This window comes from Gluconobacter cerinus (assembly GCF_025961355.1).
Lineage (GTDB): Bacteria > Pseudomonadota > Alphaproteobacteria > Acetobacterales > Acetobacteraceae > Gluconobacter > Gluconobacter cerinus.
Genome location: NZ_JAOQNM010000001.1, coordinates 987,884 through 1,005,229 on the forward strand (window position 1 = coordinate 987,884; position 17,346 = coordinate 1,005,229).

Below are 17,346 nucleotides of genomic sequence, written 5' to 3' on the forward strand. Positions count from 1 at the left end.
TCTGATTTTCAGTCTCTTCAGACGTCTGTAGTACGACGACGGATTGCCGCACCCAGAATGTCACCCAGGGAAGCGCCCGAGTCAGAAGAACCGTATTCGCTGATCGCAGCCTTGTCTTCCTCGACCTCACGGCCGCGGATCGTCAGCGCGAGCTTGCGGGAAGCACGGTCAACGGAAACAATCTTCGCATCGACCTTTTCGCCAACTGCGAAACGCTCCGGACGCTGCTCAGCCTTGTCACGAGCCAGCTCTGCACGACGGATGAAGCCGGTCAGCAGATCGTCGACCTTCACTTCGATACCGTTTGCCTGAACTGCCGTCACGACGCAGGTCACAACAGCACCCTTCTGGATGCGGGACAGGGTGTCGGCTGCCGGATCTTCCTGAAGCTGCTTGATGCCCAGGGAGATACGCTCCTTCTCAGGATCCACGTCGAGGACCTTGGCCTTAACGACCTGACCCTTCTCGTAGTTCGCCATAGCTGCTTCGCCAGCTTCGTCCCAGGACAGGTCGGACATGTGAACCATGCCGTCGATGTCTGCGGAGAGGCCAATGAACAGACCGAACTCGGTGATGTTGCGGATTTCGCCTTCGATGACAGAGCCAACCTTGTGCTCTTCTTCGAACTGCTCCCAAGGGTTGCGCTGAACCTGCTTGAGACCAAGCGAAATACGACGCTTGGAGCTGTCCACGTCCAGAACCATGACGTCGACTTCCTGGGAAGTAGCGACGATCTTGCCTGGATGGACGTTCTTCTTCGTCCAGGACATTTCGGAAACGTGCACCAGACCTTCGACGCCCGGCTCCAGCTCGACGAATGCACCGTAGTCGGTGATGTTCGTGACGCGACCCGTGAAACGGGCGCCAGCTGGGTACTTGATGGCGACGTTTTCCCACGGATCAGCTTCAAGCTGCTTCATGCCGAGGGAGATACGCTGCGTGTCCGGGTTGAAGCGGATGACCTGCACGCGAACCGGCTGACCGATCTGCAGAGCTTCGGACGGGTGGTTGATGCGCTTCCATGCGATGTCGGTGACATGCAGGAGGCCGTCAACGCCGCCGAGGTCAACGAACGCACCGTAGTCGGTGATGTTCTTGACGACGCCGTCAAGGATCATGCCTTCCTTCAGGCCCTGGATCAGCTCGGAGCGCTGCTCTGCACGGGTCTCTTCAAGAACGGCACGACGGGACACAACGATGTTGCCACGTGCGCGATCCATCTTCAGGATCTGGAACGGCTGCGGCTGACCCATCAGCGGGCCGACGTCACGAACCGGACGGATATCAACCTGGCTGCCCGGAAGGAACGCCATTGCGCCGCCCAGATCAACCGTGAAGCCACCCTTGACGCGACCATAGATCGTGCCGTTGACGCGCTGGTTGTTGCCGAATGCACGCTCCAGAGCGGTCCATGCTTCTTCACGACGAGCCTTCTCGCGGGAAAGAACGATGGAACCGTCACGGTCTTCGTAACGCTCGACATACAGCTCGACAACGTCGCCCGGCTTTACGTCCGGAGCAGCGCCTGGCGGGCCGAATTCCTTAAGGGAAACGCGACCTTCGCTCTTGAGACCAACATCAACGATAGCGAATTCGTCGGTCAGACGGATCACGCGGCCAGTGACGACGGAGCCGTCAAAACCGGTGTCGCGGCCCAGGGTCTCTTCGAGGAGGGCTGCAAAATCTTCCATGCCGTGAGCGGCAGGGGCCTGTGTGGCTGAAGCCATGTAAATACAATATTCCCGGATTTTCGGCCTGAAACCGATCATCCACGTCTGCGCCACGCGGATCGAAATCTGGCATGACGACTCCCCGCTGCCTCAAAAGGTCAGACCGGGTCCGTTAAATTATGGCCCGCACGCAAAACGCATGACGGACGACACTTCCCCCCTTCGGGCAAGGTGCTAACCCGCAACAACACCTTCCACAGGCGCTCTGTCAATAAAAAAACAGGTGTCAGACGGGCAGATACCGCAACTCAGATCCGAGTTATGCGCCGCCTGATTTCTTCATGCGCCTTTTCAAGCACTTGTTCTGCAGAAAGTTCATCTGTCTCAATCAGAAGCGCATCTGCGGCCTGCACCAGAGGGGCAGTATCCCGAGAAGAATCCCGCGAGTCACGCGCAATGATCTCAGCGACTGCAGCGTCCAGTTCCGCCTCTGTGATTGCTGCGTCCCCATGCACTTGGCGATGGCGGCGAAGGGCCCGCGCCCTTGGGGAGGCCGTGATGAAAAACTTTACGTCCGCATCCGGGAAAACAACTGTGCCGATATCCCGCCCGTCAACAACGGCCCCTGTCTGGGCGGCGAACACACGTTGACGCTCCAGAAGAGCTTCACGCACAGCAGGCTGGCTAGCTACGAGTGAGGCGCCGCGGTCGATTTCCGGAACGCGCAGATCGCTTCTCCGCAGATCCTCCTGCTCAAGCGCTCCCGCCTGTGCAGAAGCATCTCCCGCGGGGTCAAAACCGGCATCAATCATGCGCCTTGCAACCGCACGATACAGGAGACCCGTATCCAGATAGGGCAAGGACAGCCGGGAGGCGAGCGCCTTGGCCAGCGTCCCCTTTCCGGCAGCTGCTGGCCCATCAACGGCAATGACGAGCGGACGGCTCATGCCCGGATATCCGCACCCAGACCATTCATGAGGTCAACGAAACCGGGAAAGCTGGTTTCAATGAAGGCCGTATCATCAATATGAACTGGCTTTTGCGCCGCCAAACCAAACACGATCCCACTCATGGCCAAGCGATGATCCATGTGTGTTGTCACGCTTCCGCCACCCAGTGGGCCCTGAAAACCACGGACAATCAGGTCATCGCCAACCACTTCGGTGTCGGCACCATTCACATTGAGCAGGGAAACCGTAGCAGCCAGACGGTCACTTTCCTTCACCCGAAGTTCTTCCAGACCACGCAGGCGGGAGGAACCTTCCGCAAAAGCGCAGGCAACGGCCAGAACGGGGTATTCGTCAATCATGGACGGTGCGCGCTCTGGCGGAACATCCACACCTTTCAGCTTGCTGTATCGTGCGCGAAGGTCACCCACAGGCTCCCCGCCCTCAATGCGCTCGTTTTCAATGGTCAGATCAGCACCCATTTCGAGCAGGGTAGTGAACAGACCCGTCCGAAGCGGGTTCAAACCAACATTCTCAATCAGCAGATCGGAACCAGGAACCAGCAGCGCAGCCACAAGCGGGAATGCAGAAGACGACGGATCACCCGGAACTGTCACGTCCCGTGCGGTGAGCTTCACCGGTCCGGTCAGCTCGATTCGGCGTCCACCAGCATCCAGAACGGAAACATCAACATCCACGCCAAAATGACGGAGCATATTTTCCGTATGATCGCGGGTGGCGACAGGCTCTTCCACAACCGTCCGGCCAACAGCATTCAGCCCGGCCAGAAGAACTGCTGACTTCACCTGCGCAGAAGCAACCGGCAGACGATATTCAAGCGGTGTCGCCTGACCATTGCCACGCACGGCCATCGGCAAACGGCCGCCCTCACGGGACAAAAACTCGGAACCGTTCTTCGAAAGCGGGTCCATCACACGACGCATTGGACGGGAGCGCAGGGAAGCATCCCCGGTCATGACGCTGTTCATCTGGTGGGAAGAAAGAATACCGGACAGGAGCCGTGCTGCTGTCCCGGAATTCCCCATATCCAGCACATCTGCCGGCTCCGTCAGCTCACCGACGCCACGGCCGTCGATGGTCCAGACGGCGCCGTCACGCGTGATCGTCGCACCCAGCGCGCGCATGGCGTCTGCAGTGCGCAGAACGTCTTCACCCTCCAGAAGGCCGTAAACCTTCGTACGGCCATGTGCGAGGGAGGCCAGCATCAGCGAACGATGGCTGATGGATTTGTCACCCGGTACGAGGGTACGGCCGGAAAGTCCCTTCGGGGACGCGGAAACTGTCAGAGGTCGCGCTTGCATGTGCACTTTCATGCGAGGGTCATTCCTGTGTGTCAATCACCCTGAAATACGTCCCCTCATGCAGATTTCGGGACACTTGGAGTTTGACATGGCGGAAACAAGCTGGCATGGCCGCGTTCCTTATCCGAGGCATTGGCAGGCTTGCGCAACATGGCAAAACCCGAACTCGGTCTAAAACGGACGTGCGTTGAGTGCGGCGCCCGCTTCTATGACCTGAACCGCGTCCCTACGGTGTGCCCGAAATGTGGCACCACCCAGCCGAACGATATCGGCCGTCTCAAGCGTAGCGAAGGACCGCTGCCTGAGGAGAAAGATCCGAACGCTCCGAAGGACGAGAACGAGGATGATGTAGACGTCGATCTGGACACGGACGATGATGCAGATGACGATGTCATCGCAGCAGACGACGATCTGGATGATGACGATGATCTCTCGAACGACATCGAAGTTTCGACTGACAAGGACGACCGCGACGACCACTAAGGTCGTCCGTGCTCTTTCCTTTGCAGCAGTATTGAGCGGCTGTGCCGGTCCGGGAGACGCCTTGTCCCCGGATGGCGCAGCCGTTCGTGCATTAAAGGACCGTCTGGAGCGTCATCCCAGCGCAACAGCAGTTCTTCAGGAGCATTGCTCCGTTCCCATTCGCGTCGTGCGCCTCTCCGTTGGAGAACAGCCTTCACAGGAAACCCTGCGTCTTCTGGAGGTCTCAGACCCTCGGCAGGTTCGCACACGTCACGTTCAGCTGCTGTGTGGGGATGTTCCGCTCTCTGATGCCTGGAACTGGTATGTGCCGGAACGCCTGACAGATGACATGAACCATCTGCTGGAAACGACAGATACGCCTTTCGGCAAAGCTGTCTCGAAGACGAATTTTCATCGCCAGCGACTCGAAACACGTTTTCCAAATAACGCCACAGGAATCGTGCTCGAAAACCGTGCAGTACTCAGACGTGCTTCAGACAACGCACCAATTTCTCTGGTTGTGGAAGATTATCTACCTGGTGCGCTGAAACCTCAGCCCTGATTTATCGCGCAGGCGACCAATTCAGGTGTTGCCCGCCATCCATGGCCAGCATCTGCCCCGTGACGGACGGGAGAGAAAATAGCGCGAGCGCGGCTTCAGCGATTTCTTCGGGAGACGACCCACGCTTCAGAGGCGTTTGCGCGCACATCTTGTCAAAATGCTCCTGAGACTGTCGGCCTACTGTTGGCAGAACAGGCCCTGGGCCAATGGCATTAACGCGAATACGCGGCGCCAGTGCCAGCGCAAGCGTTTGAGTTAGCGTCCACAAGCCTGCTCGGGACACGGTATAGCTGATAAAATGTGGCGTCAGATTCCACACGCGCTGATCCAGCATATTCAAAATCAGCCCTTCAGCCTCTGCCGGCAGGGCTGCTGCCATCGCCTGAGACAGGACGAACGGGGCCCTCAGATTCGGCTCAAGATGCTGGTCCCAGCTTTCGCGAGTTACAGTCTCGACTTCATCACGAATGAACGCTGAAGCGTTGTTGATGAGCACACCGATCGGACCAAGCTGCTGAACTGCTTCAGCAGCCAGCCTGTTCACATCCGCTTCACACGACAGATCTGCGCCAATTACACATCCGCGGCCGCCAATGTGATCGAGCAGATCCAGCGCTTCTGTTTTGCTGTCGCGATAATGAATGGCGACAGAAAAACCCTGCCCGGTCAGCATTTCAACCAGCGCCCGACCAATCCGACGCGCGCCACCGGTCACAATCGCCGTACGGGGGACCAGAGCGGAAATCATAATGCGCGTCGTGCAATCAGGGCGGCAGCCAACGTGCCATCATCGAGCACATCCAGAGCGCCCCCCATAGGAACACCATGTCCGACACGGCTGACGACCACGCCCGTTGATGCCAGTTTTTCCTGAAGCCAGTGCGCTGTGGTGGCCCCCTCAACTGTCGCGCCAAGAGCGAGGATGACCTCTCTCACGCCACCTTCGGCAATACGGTCCAGCAGAGAAGAGACATTCAGATCTTCGGGCCCGAGACCGGCAAGCGCCGATAACGTCCCGCCCAGAACCTGATAGACCCCGCGATGTACGCCAGCACGTTCCAGTGCCCACAGATCGCCCACAGTTTCGACCACACACACCAGGCCGCCGTCACGGGTTGCATCCGTACAGATGTGGCAGGGATCAATGGTGTCGAGATTGCCACAAAGGGAACATGTGCGGACACTTGTGGCAGCCCGTTCCATGAGATGCGCCAAAGGCAACATCCGCGCCTCTGGCTGCCGCAGCAAACTGAGCGCAGCGCGACGGGCTGACCTAGGGCCAAGCCCTGGCAGGCGAGACAGCATGGAAATCAGCTGCTCGATGTCATTGCTGATCATCATGATGTGACGCCCGCAGAAAGACTGTTCAGATCAGAACGGAAGCTTCAGACCCGGCGGCAGATCCAGACCGCCCGTAACGTCGCGCATGGCTTCAGAGCTGGCCGCTTCAGCCTTGTTCTTGGCATCCGTATAGGCTGCCACGATCAGGTCCTGCAGCATTTCCATTTCATTCGGATCGGCCAGCTTCGGATCAATTTTCAGACCCCGCATTTCGCCTTTACCCGTAAGATGAAGCGTCACGAGACCAGCGCCAGCCGAACCATCTACCGTCAGATTTGCCAGATTTTTCTGGGCCTCTTCCATTTTGGACTGCATCTGGCTGGCCTGCTTCATCAGTCCTGCAAGGTTCTTCATAACGTCTCCTAGTCTTTCAGTTCAGATCATCTTCATCAAGGAAATCAGCGTCCAGAGGCGCGAATTCCAGATCCGGAGGAGAGTCCTCCGTCAATGGTGCGGTTATTTCGGGTGGAAGACCGTATTCATCAAGAGAGTGGTCTTGCACATCGCCGATTTTCGCACCGGGGAAAGCATCAAGAATGGCTTGGACCAACGGGTGCGCCTCAACCATTGCACGGTTGATGGCCACTACCTCCGCACCCTGTTCGTCCAGGGTTGGCTCACCTTCGGCTGTGGAAAGACTGATGCGCCACTGGCCGGGAAACATCTCTTCAAGAAAATTCTGAAGGAGACGGTCCGCCTTGGTGTGCGGGTCTTCCAGGCGAACCTGCACATCGGGGGGTGAAAAACGTACCAGATGCACCGACGAGCGCAGAACCCCATGCAACTGCGGCTGCTTGTCCCACACCAGAGCGACCATCTCGCGCCATGTTCGCGGCGGGGGCGGAGGAAGTTCGGGTTCCGGCGCCAGCTCAGGGGCAGCCTCCGCATAACCCGGCTCAATAATTTCGCCGCCATTGGCCACCAGACGAACATGCGCACGAGGGCCACCCGTGTCAGTGGACGATACGGACGTCGACAGCACAGGCGCAGTCTGCGATCCAGACGACATCTCTCCGGACGGAGCTGCTCCACCCGAAGGGCCTGATGGCAAGGAGAGATCGACCCCGCCTTCAGTCAACTGACGGATCAGACGGTCAGGCGTCGGTAGAAGGCTGGCGTGGCACAGTCGAATCAGGACCATTTCAGCCGCCTGACGACGATCCGGCGCGGATTCGACTTCGTTCACACCCTTCAGAAGAATCTGCCAGGCGCGTCCCAAACTGCTGGTTGAGAGCCTGTCTGCCAGCACGCCACCACGCAGTCTTTCGGCTTCTGGAAGGTCCCGGCTTTCACGAAGACCTGGCATCGCCTTGAGACGGGAAACAAGATGCAGAAGATCCAGAAGATCCGTCAGGAGAACGCCGAGATCAGCACCTCGCGCATAGGCCTGATCGGTAAGGTCCAAGGCCTCTGCTGCCTTGCCAGCCATAAGGGCATCAAGCAAATCAAAGACCAGTCCACGATCTGCCAGACCCAGCATGTCTGACACGGCATCGGCGTCGCTCGCACCCTGTGCAATCGCCTGATCCAGCAGAGATAGTCCGTCACGGACCGAGCCATCAGCTGCACGGGCAATGAGCGCCAAAGCGTCTTCGGAAAGAGTGGCTCCTTCCTTTTCGGCAATACGCCCAAAATGTTCGGTCAGCAGCGCCTGAGGCACGCGCCGGAGGTCAAACCGCTGACAGCGGGACAGCACCGTCACCGGTACTTTCCGCAACTCCGTCGTGGCAAAAATGAACGTAACCTGTGACGGAGGTTCTTCCAGCGTTTTCAACAGGGCATTGAACGCATTGCGAGACAGCATGTGCACTTCATCGATGATGAAGACTTTCATGCGCGCCTGCATCGGGCGGAAACGGGTCGCCTCAATGATTTCACGCACATCATCAACGCCCGTGCGAGACGCTGCATCCATTTCCAGAACGTCCGGATGCCGGTCCGCGAGGATGGCGGTGCAGTTTGCACAGACGCCACACGGCTCCGCGGTCGGTCCACCCTTCCCGTCTGGCCCAATGCAGTTCAAGGCGCGTGCGATAATCCGGGCGGTCGTGGTTTTCCCCACACCGCGCACACCCGTCAGCATGAAGGCATGCGCCACACGCTTCAGCTCAAACGCCCGACGCAGGATTCGTACCAGCGAGTCCTGACCAATCAGGTCATCGAGTGTCTGGGGGCGATATTTTCGGGCAAGGACACGATAAGGCGTGCTTTTTTCTGCCTGAACAGGAACTGGAACCTGCTCGGCCGGGGCTTCACCAAAGAAGCCACCACCGCTCTCGGGCGGCAGGGGAAGATCGTCGATATCGTCAGTCATGAAACTGGAAAGCCGTCAGAGCGGGGAATGAGACCGCACTCTGTCGGTCTTGCACCGGGGCGCCTAGCAGTAAAACTGCCGCGCCTACAGGCTGCACTAGGTAGGAGGCCGGACATTTAACCCGGATAAAACTCACTGCGGCTGCTTCCTTCCGGACCTGACCGGGTTGGCAAGGTATCCGTCCAAAGCCGACCTCCCGGCGCTCTCCTAACACAGAGATAGGGGTGTCTGACAACCCCCTATCATTCACCCGCGGCTTCACCCCCTGCATGACGCGGATCAGCAGCCCCATAAATGAGCCCGGTTTTATGTGCAGAGAGGCTTGGACGGTCCGCAAGAATACCTTCTGCCACACCCCATGGGCGGTGCAGAGACAGCGCATATCCCTCAGATTTCAGCTTATCCATAACGTCGTCCGTCAAGGCACCTGGTTCCAGTTCCACAGCAGACGGCTCCCACTGCTCGTGGATTCGCGGCAGATCCACGGCCTGCCGGATGTCCAGTCCGTAATCGAGCACGCCCAGAATGGCCGAGAGTGTGATCGTCGGAATGCGGGAACCACCGGGGCTGCCGATCACCATAATCACCTTGCCATCCTTGGAGACAATCGACGGTGACATGGATGACAGCGGTGTCTTGCCCGGCGCAATGGCGTTGGCTTCTGAACCGACAATCCCAAACATATTGGATGCGCCCGGCTTGGCCGAGAAATCATCCATCTCGTCATTGAGCCAGATGCCGGTGTTGCCACCCATGACACCTGAGCCGAACCACCCGTTCAGGGTATATGTCGCGGAAACGGCCATGCCGCTCTTGTCCAATACCGAGAACTGGGTCGTCTCGTGCTTTTCCTGCGTGTCGGAAGCAGCCTGGTCAGCCTTAACCGGCAGCGCTTCACCTGCGCGGAGAGTGCTGGACGGCAGGGCGCGATCAAGCGGGATCCCTGCCCTGACCTGTGCGGCATATGCAGGATCATTCAGATGTTCGATCGGGTTCTTGACGAATGCCGGGTCCCCAAGATCGCGTCGATCCGAGTACGCATGTCGCATGGCTTCAATTTCACGCTGCGCAGACGCCGCCGTGTGCAAGCCAAGGGCGTGCATATCGTAGCCGGAAAGAATGTTCAGAATTTCGCATAGCGCGATGCCACCACCGCTCGGAGGGGGGGCCGTGTCGATCATGTACCCACGATAGGTGCAGCGGATCGGCTCAAGAAACCGGATATGATAGTTCGTGAAATCTGACGGCTTCAGAAGGCCACCACCTTCTTCACTGGCCCGCACGATTTCAGCGGAAATCGGACCTTCGTAAAACGCTTTCGGACCATTCTTGGCGACCAGCTCAAGAGAATTGGCCAGATTTTTCTGAACCAGCCGGTCTCCAGGCTGAAAGGACGATCCGTCCTGGCGCAGAAAAATAGAACGTGCGTATGGGTCCTGACGGAAATACTTTGTGGACGTGTCGAGAAGTTGCACGTCGCCTTCATTGAGCACAAACCCGTCACGGGCGAGCGCTATGGCTGGGGCCATGACTTTTGCCCGCGGCAAACGCCCCCACTTCTGAAGGATCGTGTCCAAGCCTGCGACCGTCCCCGGAACGGCAACTGCTTTCCAGCCTTCCGTTGAAAGCCCCGGAATGACTTTGCCAGACGCATCCTGATACATGGTGGCTGTCGCAGCACCCGGGGCGTGCTCCCGGAAGTCCACAAACACTGTCTGCCCGGATTTCAGGCGGATCGTCATGAAGCCGCCACCGCCGATGTTCCCTGCAGCGGGATAAACGACAGCAAGCGCATAGCCAACGGCCACCGCAGCGTCGATGGCATTGCCACCTTCCGCCAGGATTTTGGCACCAGCATCAGAAGCGAGATGCTGGGCAGAAACCACCATGCCATGCTTGCCAGAGACCAGAACGCCCGGAGAGGTATGATCCGGGCCAAAGGCCAGTGGATCATGGGCAGAGCTCAAAGGGGCTGCCGTGGGAGCAGCCAGCGCCGTGCCCCCCGTCAGGCCCGCGACAATCAGGGCAAAGAGTTTTTTCATGCGCCAGCTCCGTATGGGGGCTTGTTGTAACCTTTCGGGGACAGCGTGAAGATTTCACACCCGTCGTCCGTCACGCCAATCATATGCTCGAATTGTGCAGACAGCGTCCGGTCACGCGTGACAGCTGTCCAGCCATCATCAAGAATTTTCACTTCAGGTTTGCCGATATTCAGCATCGGCTCAATGGTGAAAACCATTCCCGGCACGAGCTTTACGCCCTGCCCTGGCTTTCCGTAATGCAGAACATTCGGAGCGGCATGGAAGTCCCGGCCGATGCCATGCCCACAAAAATCGCGCACGATGGAGAAGCGGTTCTTTTCCGCATGGGCCTGAATGGCATGACCAACATCGCCCAGCGTCTTGCCTGGCTTGACCTGCTCAATACCAAGCATGAGGGACTCATACGTCACCTCAACCAGTTTTTCAGCTTTCTTGGGGGCCTTACCGACGATGTACATCCGGGAATTGTCCCCGTACCAGCCATCCAGAATGGACGTGACGTCAATATTGACGATATCGCCGTTGGCCAGCTTCTTCTCACCGGGGATGCCGTGACACACAACATGGTTGATCGAAATGCAGCAGGATTTCGGGAAGCCATGATAATTCAGGGGAGCCGGCGTGGCACCATGAGCCAGAGTGAACTCATGAATAAGAGTGTTGAGTTCTTCCGTCGTAACGCCCGGCTGCACATGCTCGGTGATCATATCCAGCGTTGCCGCTGCAAGATGACCGACCGTTCTTAGATGTTTGAAATCTTCACTGTCATAAAGAACAATCCCACGCGAACTATCATCCATGTCTACCGCCCGATCCTCAATCTCAAAACTGGTCGGGACAAAATGCGACCGTCACGAGCGGATCGCAAGGCACGGAGGCGAGTTTTTCACCCGCGTGGGTGACGACCTGCCTTGTGATGGGCAGCAACATGGTGCGCACTGACCATGCGAACCGAGACAGCATGATGCGCAACACGCCCATAACGACGTGGTGACGTTGGCGCATCCGCCACTTCAACAGGACGGCTGGATGCAACCATCGTCCCATGATGAGCGAAACGACCACCACGACGCGCAGACGCGATCATGACAGTGCGCGGAGCGACCGGATGAAGGAGAGGCTGTGGCGCGACGCCTTCTGAAGCAAAACCATCATCCAGAATGGACGCCATTTCCATGGACCGACGCGCATTCGAGGAAGACCCGAGCACCACACCAATCAGACGAACATTTCCACGAATGGCAGACGTGACGAGATTTCGCCCCGCAGCATCGGTGTAACCCGTCTTCATGCCGTCAGCGCCCGAATAGATTTTCAGCATCGGATCATGGTTGGGAACCAGATGACGATGGAAATAGAAGGAAGGCACACCGAAATAGTGATAATACTGCGGAAAATCGTTGATCAGGTGCTGTGCAAGAAGCCCTAGATCATGCGCTGTCGTAACCTGATCAGGGTCAGGCAAACCGGAGGCGTTGCGGAACGTCGTGTTGGCCATGCCCAGCGCACGCGCCTGCTGCGTCATGAGCTGAGCAAAACGGACTTCGTCGCCGCCACCCAGGAACTCACCCAGAGCGCACGCAGCATCATTCGCTGACTTGGTGACAAGCGCCAGAATGCCCTGCTCAACGGTCAGCCGGGTGCCCGGAACCAGCCCGAGCTTGGACGGAGCCTGCATGGAAGCATGAATGGAAACCGGAACTTCCTGATCCAGCGTAATCTGATGTGCTTCCAGCGCACGGAAGGTCAGATACAGCGTCATGAGTTTTGTCAGGGATGCAGGATACCGCTGAAGATCGGCGTCCGACTGGGACAGAACGGCGCCTGAATGTGCATCCATCACGAAACTGGACGTGTGGCCTGCGTATTGTGCCTTGGCAGAGCCCGCACCAACTGCAGTCAGAGCGCATAACAGAAGGGCCTTGCGGACAGGGAAACGCATTATGTGGCAGCCTCTGAACAAAACATTGAACGCTGGAAACATCGGACTGTTTAACGCAGTCCTTAATCCCGTTACTCTAGGCGCAACAAAAAGCGCCCGTCCACAAGGTTTGGGGCAGTTTGCTTAATTTTTCGTAAGCATGACCCAAACCCGACCAGAACATGTCAGGAAGATGGCGATATTCACGAAATGTACTCCTCCTTACCCCCTTCTCAAGTCGGGGGAAGCGTCCCATATCATACCAGTCATGTCTTCTTACGATCTCCCTTCACCAGCCACCTCCCATTCTGAAGCCGAGTCCATTTTGGGACCAGTCAGGATGGGGCCGGGATCATCGGACCCAAAAGGTCCGACAAATCCACGCCTGCCCGATGACGAAGATCTTGAGATCAGCGTTGTCGTTCGCCCTCGTACACGAACGCGCAAGCCGTCGATGTACAAGGTTCTTATGCTCAACGATGACTACACACCGATGGAGTTTGTCGTGCACGTGCTGGAACGGTTTTTTTCCAAGAACAGGGAAGAAGCCACCACCATCATGCTGCATGTGCATCAGCGGGGCGTAGGGGTCTGCGGCGTCTTCACCTACGAAGTTGCGGAGAGCAAGGTCGCTCAAGTTATGGATCTGGCCCGCCAGAACCAGCATCCGCTTCAGTGTACGATCGAAAAAGACTGATTTCCCGCCACAGTCATACAGGCATCGGACAATTTCTTGTTCAGCCTTACGTTTCTGACTGGCGTTACGTGTTGCACCACGACAAGATACCTCTTCCACGAGAGGTCGAGAGGAGCGCCACCCTATGCTGTCCCGTACGCTCGAACAGACGCTCCACCGCGCCCTGACATTCGCAGGTGATCGGCGTCATGAGTATGCCACCCTCGAACATCTGCTGCTGGCTCTGACAGAAGACGCCGACGCACTGACGGTTTTCCGCGCCTGCGGAATTGACCTCGAAAAGCTGCGCTCGGATCTGACGGACTTTCTGGACAAGGACCTTGCCGGTCTTGCATCCGACCGTCCGACAGAACCAAAACCAACGGCGGCTTTCCAGCGCGTGATTCAACGCGCGGCCATTCACGTGCAAAGCACAGGCCGCGATGAAGTTACGGGTGCCAACGTTCTCGTTGCGCTCTTTGCGGAACGTGAAAGCCACGCCGTGTACTTCCTGCAATTGCAGGATATGACGCGACTCGACGCCGTGAACTTCATCTCGCATGGCATCGCCAAAGCGCCGGACCGTGGCGCTGGCCGTAAGGCTGCCGCGGCATCCAAGGATAATTCCGAGCGTGAAGAGCGCAAGGAAACAGCCAAGGACGGGGCACTTGCGACCTATTGCGTCAATCTGAACGACCGTGCCCGTGAAGGGCGGATCGATCCACTGATTGGTCGCGATCAGGAGATCGAGCGCACGATCCAGATCCTGTGCCGCCGCACCAAAAACAACCCGCTGTATGTGGGTGACCCGGGCGTCGGCAAGACTGCGATCGCGGAAGGCCTGGCAAAGCGTATTGTTGAGAAAGACGTGCCTGAAGTCTTGCAGGACTGCACGATCTACTCTCTCGACATGGGCTCCCTGCTAGCTGGGACACGTTACCGCGGTGATTTCGAAGAACGCCTCAAGGCTGTCGTGACAGAAATGGACCAGACGCCCGGTGCGATCCTGTTCATTGATGAAATCCACACGGTCATTGGTGCGGGCGCGACGTCTGGTGGTGCGATGGATGCATCGAACCTGCTCAAGCCAGCTCTGGCTGCAGGCACGCTGCGCTGCATTGGCTCCACGACATACAAGGAGTTCCGTCAGCACTTCGAGAAAGACCGTGCACTAGTCCGGCGCTTCCAGAAGATTGACGTCCCTGAGCCGTCAGTCGAGGACACGATCAAGATCCTGCGCGGCCTTAAGGGCAGCTACGAGAAGCACCACAAGGTTCGCTATACCGACGAAGCCCTGCGTGGCGCCGTCGAACTGGCAGCCCGATATGTGCATGACCGCAAACTGCCCGATAAAGCCATCGACGTTATTGACGAAGTCGGTGCGGCGCGGATGCTGGTGCCTGAGAACAAGCGCCGCAAGACCGTGACGCTGCGGGATGTGGAAGATGCAATCGCCAAGATCGCCCGCATCCCACCCAAGAGCGTCACGGCGGATGACCGCGAGACCCTGCGCCACCTGGAGCGGGATCTGCGGAACATGGTGTTCGGGCAGGACAAGTCGATTGACGCACTGGCTGCGGCAATCAAGCTGTCCCGTGCGGGCCTGCGCGATGCTGAGAAGCCGATTGGCAACTACCTGTTCTCAGGCCCCACGGGCGTCGGTAAGACGGAAGTTGCACGTCAGTTGGCGTCGTCTCTTGGCATCGAACTGATCCGCTTTGACATGTCCGAATACATGGAGCGTCATTCGATCTCCCGTCTGATCGGCGCTCCTCCAGGGTATGTCGGGTTTGATCAGGGCGGACTGCTAACTGATGCAATTGACCAGCATCCTCATGCCGTCCTGCTGCTGGACGAAATCGAAAAGGCCCATCCGGACCTTTACAACGTCCTGCTTCAGGTCATGGATCATGGCCGCCTGACAGACCACAACGGCAAGACAGTCGATTTCCGCAACGTGATCCTGATCATGACCACGAATGCGGGCGCGGCTGACCTGTCCAAGGAAGCGATCGGTTTTGGCCGGACCAGCCGTGCGGGTGAGGATGAAGAGGCAATCAAACGCACCTTCACGCCTGAGTTCCGCAATCGTCTGGATGCGATCATTCCGTTCGCTAACCTGACGCCGGAAACCGTGGGCCGCGTGGTGGAGAAGTTCGTTCTCCAGCTCGAAGCCCAGTTGGCTGACCGTCACGTTACGATCGAAATCTCCTCTGCCGCCAAGGAATGGCTGGCCGAGAAGGGTTATGATCGCCTGTATGGCGCACGTCCTCTGGGACGCGTCATTCAGGAGCACATCAAGAAGCCGCTGGCCGAAGAACTGCTCTTCGGTCGACTGGCCAAAGGTGGGGCCGTCAAGATTGGCCTCAAGAACGACGTACTGGACTTCGAGATCATCGAAGGGACCGGCGTCAAAGGCGACAGCAGCGCCGAGAAGAAAGACGAAGCGACCAACTAGGCCGCCCGTCACGAAAAAGCCCGTAGGACATTCCTACGGGCTTTTTTTATTCGTAGCGGTGTCCGTTGACGGTCACATAGCCGGGCCACGGCCATTTGCGGCTGGTGCCGTGATGCGTCCAGTCAATCCCCTGCTTGCGCAGGCTGTCGTAGTAGTACCGCCCCTGAACCTCGACGGTGTCGCCCTTCTGCACCCAGGGCCATTGTGGGGCAGTCATTTCATCAAGCCCGGAGACAATCCGGATGGACACGCCCTGCCCTACATCCAGGTAGAAATAGCCATGCCATCCGCTGCGGGTCCGCTTCGCATGGGGTGCAATGGCGATGACGCGCCCGCAAATATGCTCGGGAAGATCCGTCCGGGTGGCGCCACGTTGCTCGAAGGTCTGCTGGTCACTCAGGAATTTGGCATTGTCACAGCTTGCCGGCATCGGCGCTATCGCCTGTGCCAGAGCAGGAAGTGGCGCACCAAAACACGCCATTGCAGCCAGAAGTCTCAGACGGGACATCATCAAAAGCACTCTCCAGTCAGGAAAGTGCTTTTATGCGCCGAAACACATCCTGAAACAAATGCCGTCGTCCGTTTACAGGGTACCGAACAGAACAGCTGTATCGATCATACGGTTCGAGAAGCCCCATTCATTGTCATACCATGAGCAGACGCGAACCATTCGACCACATTCCATGATGGCCGTCTGCGTGGCGTCAAAATTCGAAGATGCGGGTGAATGGTTGAAGTCGCTACTAACCAAGGGCGCGCTGCTATAGGCCAGCACACCTTTCAAGGGGCCCGCAGCAGCCTCTTGCATGACGCGATTGACGTCCTTGGCTGTTTCCGGTGGACGGCGGGACAGAAAGTCGAACGATACCAGCGAAACATTGGGCGTTGGCACGCGAATGGACGTGCCATCCAGCCGACCCTTCAAGTGCGGCAGAACCAGACCAATTGCCTTGGCCGCTCCCGTGGACGTAGGCACCATGTTGAGCGAGGCGGCTCTGGCACGGCGAAGGTCTTTGTGCCGCCGGTCAACGATCTGCTGGTCTCCGGTGAAAGAGTGGATCGTCACCATGTATCCGCACTCGATACCGTAATTGTCGTCGAGCACTTTCACGAGCGGCGCCAGACAATTCGTTGTGCAGGAGGCATTGGAAATGACCGTCATGTCCGGCTTCAGCATGTCATTGTTCACGCCGTAGACGATGGTTGCGTCCACATCCGTGCCAGGCGCTGAAATCAGGACTTTCCGGGCACCGGCCTGAAGAAGCGTGGAGGCTTTTTCCTTGGTGGTGAACAGGCCGGAACATTCAAGGGCTACATCAACACCGTCAAATGGCACCTTCGACGGGTCACGCTCGGATGAAATACGAATGGGACCGTAAGACCGCCCGTTATGGGTCAGGGTCAGCATATCGCCTTCGACGTGGACTTCCCCTAGGAGGCGGCCATGCACGCTGTCATATGTCAGCATGTGAATCTTGTCTTCAACGGACCCAGGGCCATTGATGGCGACGGGCACAACGTCATCCCGGCCGCTTTCAAGAATGCTGCGAAGGGCCAGTCTGCCAATACGGCCAAAACCGTTAATGGCGATCTTTACTGTCATTGTCTTTGGTCTCCGTCAGGGAAAACCG

The 17,346-nt window shown here is 57.9% G+C and carries 16 protein-coding genes and 1 other RNA gene; 4 read left to right on the plus strand and 13 right to left on the minus strand.

Going from position 1 to position 17,346, the window contains the following annotated elements; translation table 11 throughout:
* Window positions 1-17: 17 nt before the first annotated feature.
* From rpsA to aroA, 3 genes are all read right to left on the minus strand, one after another.
* A complete protein-coding gene (rpsA, locus tag M2305_RS04575; RefSeq protein ID WP_086633806.1) occupies window positions 18-1,727 on the minus strand; it encodes a 30S ribosomal protein S1 in 1,710 nt (569 codons plus the stop codon).
* Between the two features lie 251 nt (window positions 1,728-1,978).
* Window positions 1,979-2,617 carry a (d)CMP kinase gene (cmk, locus tag M2305_RS04580; RefSeq protein WP_264648696.1) on the minus strand — a complete coding sequence of 213 codons (639 nt, stop codon included), beginning with the start codon at window positions 2,615-2,617 and terminating at the stop codon, window positions 1,979-1,981.
* The gene (gene aroA, locus M2305_RS04585) at window positions 2,614-3,939 is read right to left on the minus strand and encodes a 3-phosphoshikimate 1-carboxyvinyltransferase (RefSeq protein ID WP_408871490.1); all 1,326 of its coding nucleotides are present in this window, start codon (window positions 3,937-3,939) and stop codon (window positions 2,614-2,616) included. Before aroA ends, cmk begins: the two co-directional genes overlap by 4 nt.
* Window positions 3,940-4,089: 150 nt before the next feature.
* Between aroA and M2305_RS04590 the strand changes: the two genes are divergently transcribed.
* Both M2305_RS04590 and M2305_RS04595 read left to right on the plus strand, forming a co-directional pair.
* Window positions 4,090-4,422 (plus strand): TIGR02300 family protein, encoded by a 333-nt coding sequence (locus tag M2305_RS04590; RefSeq protein ID WP_046900134.1) that lies wholly within the window; start codon window positions 4,090-4,092, stop codon window positions 4,420-4,422.
* Window positions 4,364-4,963, plus strand: coding sequence for a chorismate--pyruvate lyase family protein (locus tag M2305_RS04595; protein ID WP_244974508.1), 600 nt, complete (start codon window positions 4,364-4,366; stop codon window positions 4,961-4,963). The genes M2305_RS04590 and M2305_RS04595 overlap by 59 nt, the downstream gene beginning before the upstream one ends.
* Before the next feature lies 1 nt (window position 4,964).
* Here the strand turns inward: M2305_RS04595 and M2305_RS04600 are convergent, their stop codons facing one another.
* The 8 genes from M2305_RS04600 to M2305_RS04635 all read right to left on the minus strand — a co-directional run bounded on the left by M2305_RS04600 (window position 4,965) and on the right by M2305_RS04635 (window position 12,602).
* Window positions 4,965-5,711 carry an SDR family oxidoreductase gene (locus M2305_RS04600; protein ID WP_264648698.1) on the minus strand — a complete coding sequence of 249 codons (747 nt, stop codon included), beginning with the start codon at window positions 5,709-5,711 and terminating at the stop codon, window positions 4,965-4,967.
* Window positions 5,708-6,301, minus strand: a complete 594-nt coding sequence (recR, locus tag M2305_RS04605; RefSeq protein WP_264649931.1) for a recombination mediator RecR — start codon at window positions 6,299-6,301, stop codon at window positions 5,708-5,710. The genes M2305_RS04600 and recR overlap by 4 nt, the downstream gene beginning before the upstream one ends.
* 33 nt (window positions 6,302-6,334) lie before the next feature.
* Complete coding sequence (locus M2305_RS04610) at window positions 6,335-6,658, minus strand: YbaB/EbfC family nucleoid-associated protein (RefSeq protein WP_264648699.1); 324 nt, start codon at window positions 6,656-6,658, stop codon at window positions 6,335-6,337.
* Window positions 6,659-6,674: 16 nt separating this feature from the next.
* A complete protein-coding gene (locus M2305_RS04615; protein WP_264648700.1) occupies window positions 6,675-8,618 on the minus strand; it encodes a DNA polymerase III subunit gamma/tau in 1,944 nt (647 codons plus the stop codon).
* Window positions 8,619-8,718: 100 nt separating this feature from the next.
* Window positions 8,719-8,815: signal recognition particle sRNA small type (gene ffs / locus M2305_RS04620), an RNA gene on the minus strand.
* A gap of 45 nt (window positions 8,816-8,860) precedes the next feature.
* On the minus strand, window positions 8,861-10,660 hold the full coding sequence (ggt, locus tag M2305_RS04625) for a gamma-glutamyltransferase (protein ID WP_264648701.1): 1,800 nt from the start codon (window positions 10,658-10,660) through the stop codon (window positions 8,861-8,863).
* On the minus strand, window positions 10,657-11,460 hold the full coding sequence (map, locus tag M2305_RS04630) for a type I methionyl aminopeptidase (RefSeq protein WP_046900141.1): 804 nt from the start codon (window positions 11,458-11,460) through the stop codon (window positions 10,657-10,659). Before map ends, ggt begins: the two co-directional genes overlap by 4 nt.
* An 86-nt stretch (window positions 11,461-11,546) precedes the next feature.
* On the minus strand, window positions 11,547-12,602 hold the full coding sequence (locus M2305_RS04635) for a D-alanyl-D-alanine carboxypeptidase family protein (protein WP_046900142.1): 1,056 nt from the start codon (window positions 12,600-12,602) through the stop codon (window positions 11,547-11,549).
* Between the two features lie 247 nt (window positions 12,603-12,849).
* Between M2305_RS04635 and clpS the strand changes: the two genes are divergently transcribed.
* Window positions 12,850-13,278, plus strand: coding sequence for an ATP-dependent Clp protease adapter ClpS (gene clpS, locus M2305_RS04640; RefSeq protein ID WP_408871459.1), 429 nt, complete (start codon window positions 12,850-12,852; stop codon window positions 13,276-13,278).
* Between the two features lie 124 nt (window positions 13,279-13,402).
* Window positions 13,403-15,715 carry an ATP-dependent Clp protease ATP-binding subunit ClpA gene (gene clpA, locus M2305_RS04645; protein WP_264648702.1) on the plus strand — a complete coding sequence of 771 codons (2,313 nt, stop codon included), beginning with the start codon at window positions 13,403-13,405 and terminating at the stop codon, window positions 15,713-15,715.
* A gap of 46 nt (window positions 15,716-15,761) precedes the next feature.
* Here clpA and M2305_RS04650 read toward each other — a convergent pair whose 3' ends face one another.
* Both M2305_RS04650 and gap read right to left on the minus strand, forming a co-directional pair.
* A complete protein-coding gene (locus tag M2305_RS04650) occupies window positions 15,762-16,226 on the minus strand; it encodes a DUF3465 domain-containing protein (protein WP_211499846.1) in 465 nt (154 codons plus the stop codon).
* Window positions 16,227-16,298: 72 nt separating this feature from the next.
* The gene (gap, locus tag M2305_RS04655; protein WP_264648703.1) at window positions 16,299-17,318 is read right to left on the minus strand and encodes a type I glyceraldehyde-3-phosphate dehydrogenase; all 1,020 of its coding nucleotides are present in this window, start codon (window positions 17,316-17,318) and stop codon (window positions 16,299-16,301) included.
* Between the last annotated feature and the right edge of the window lie 28 nt (window positions 17,319-17,346).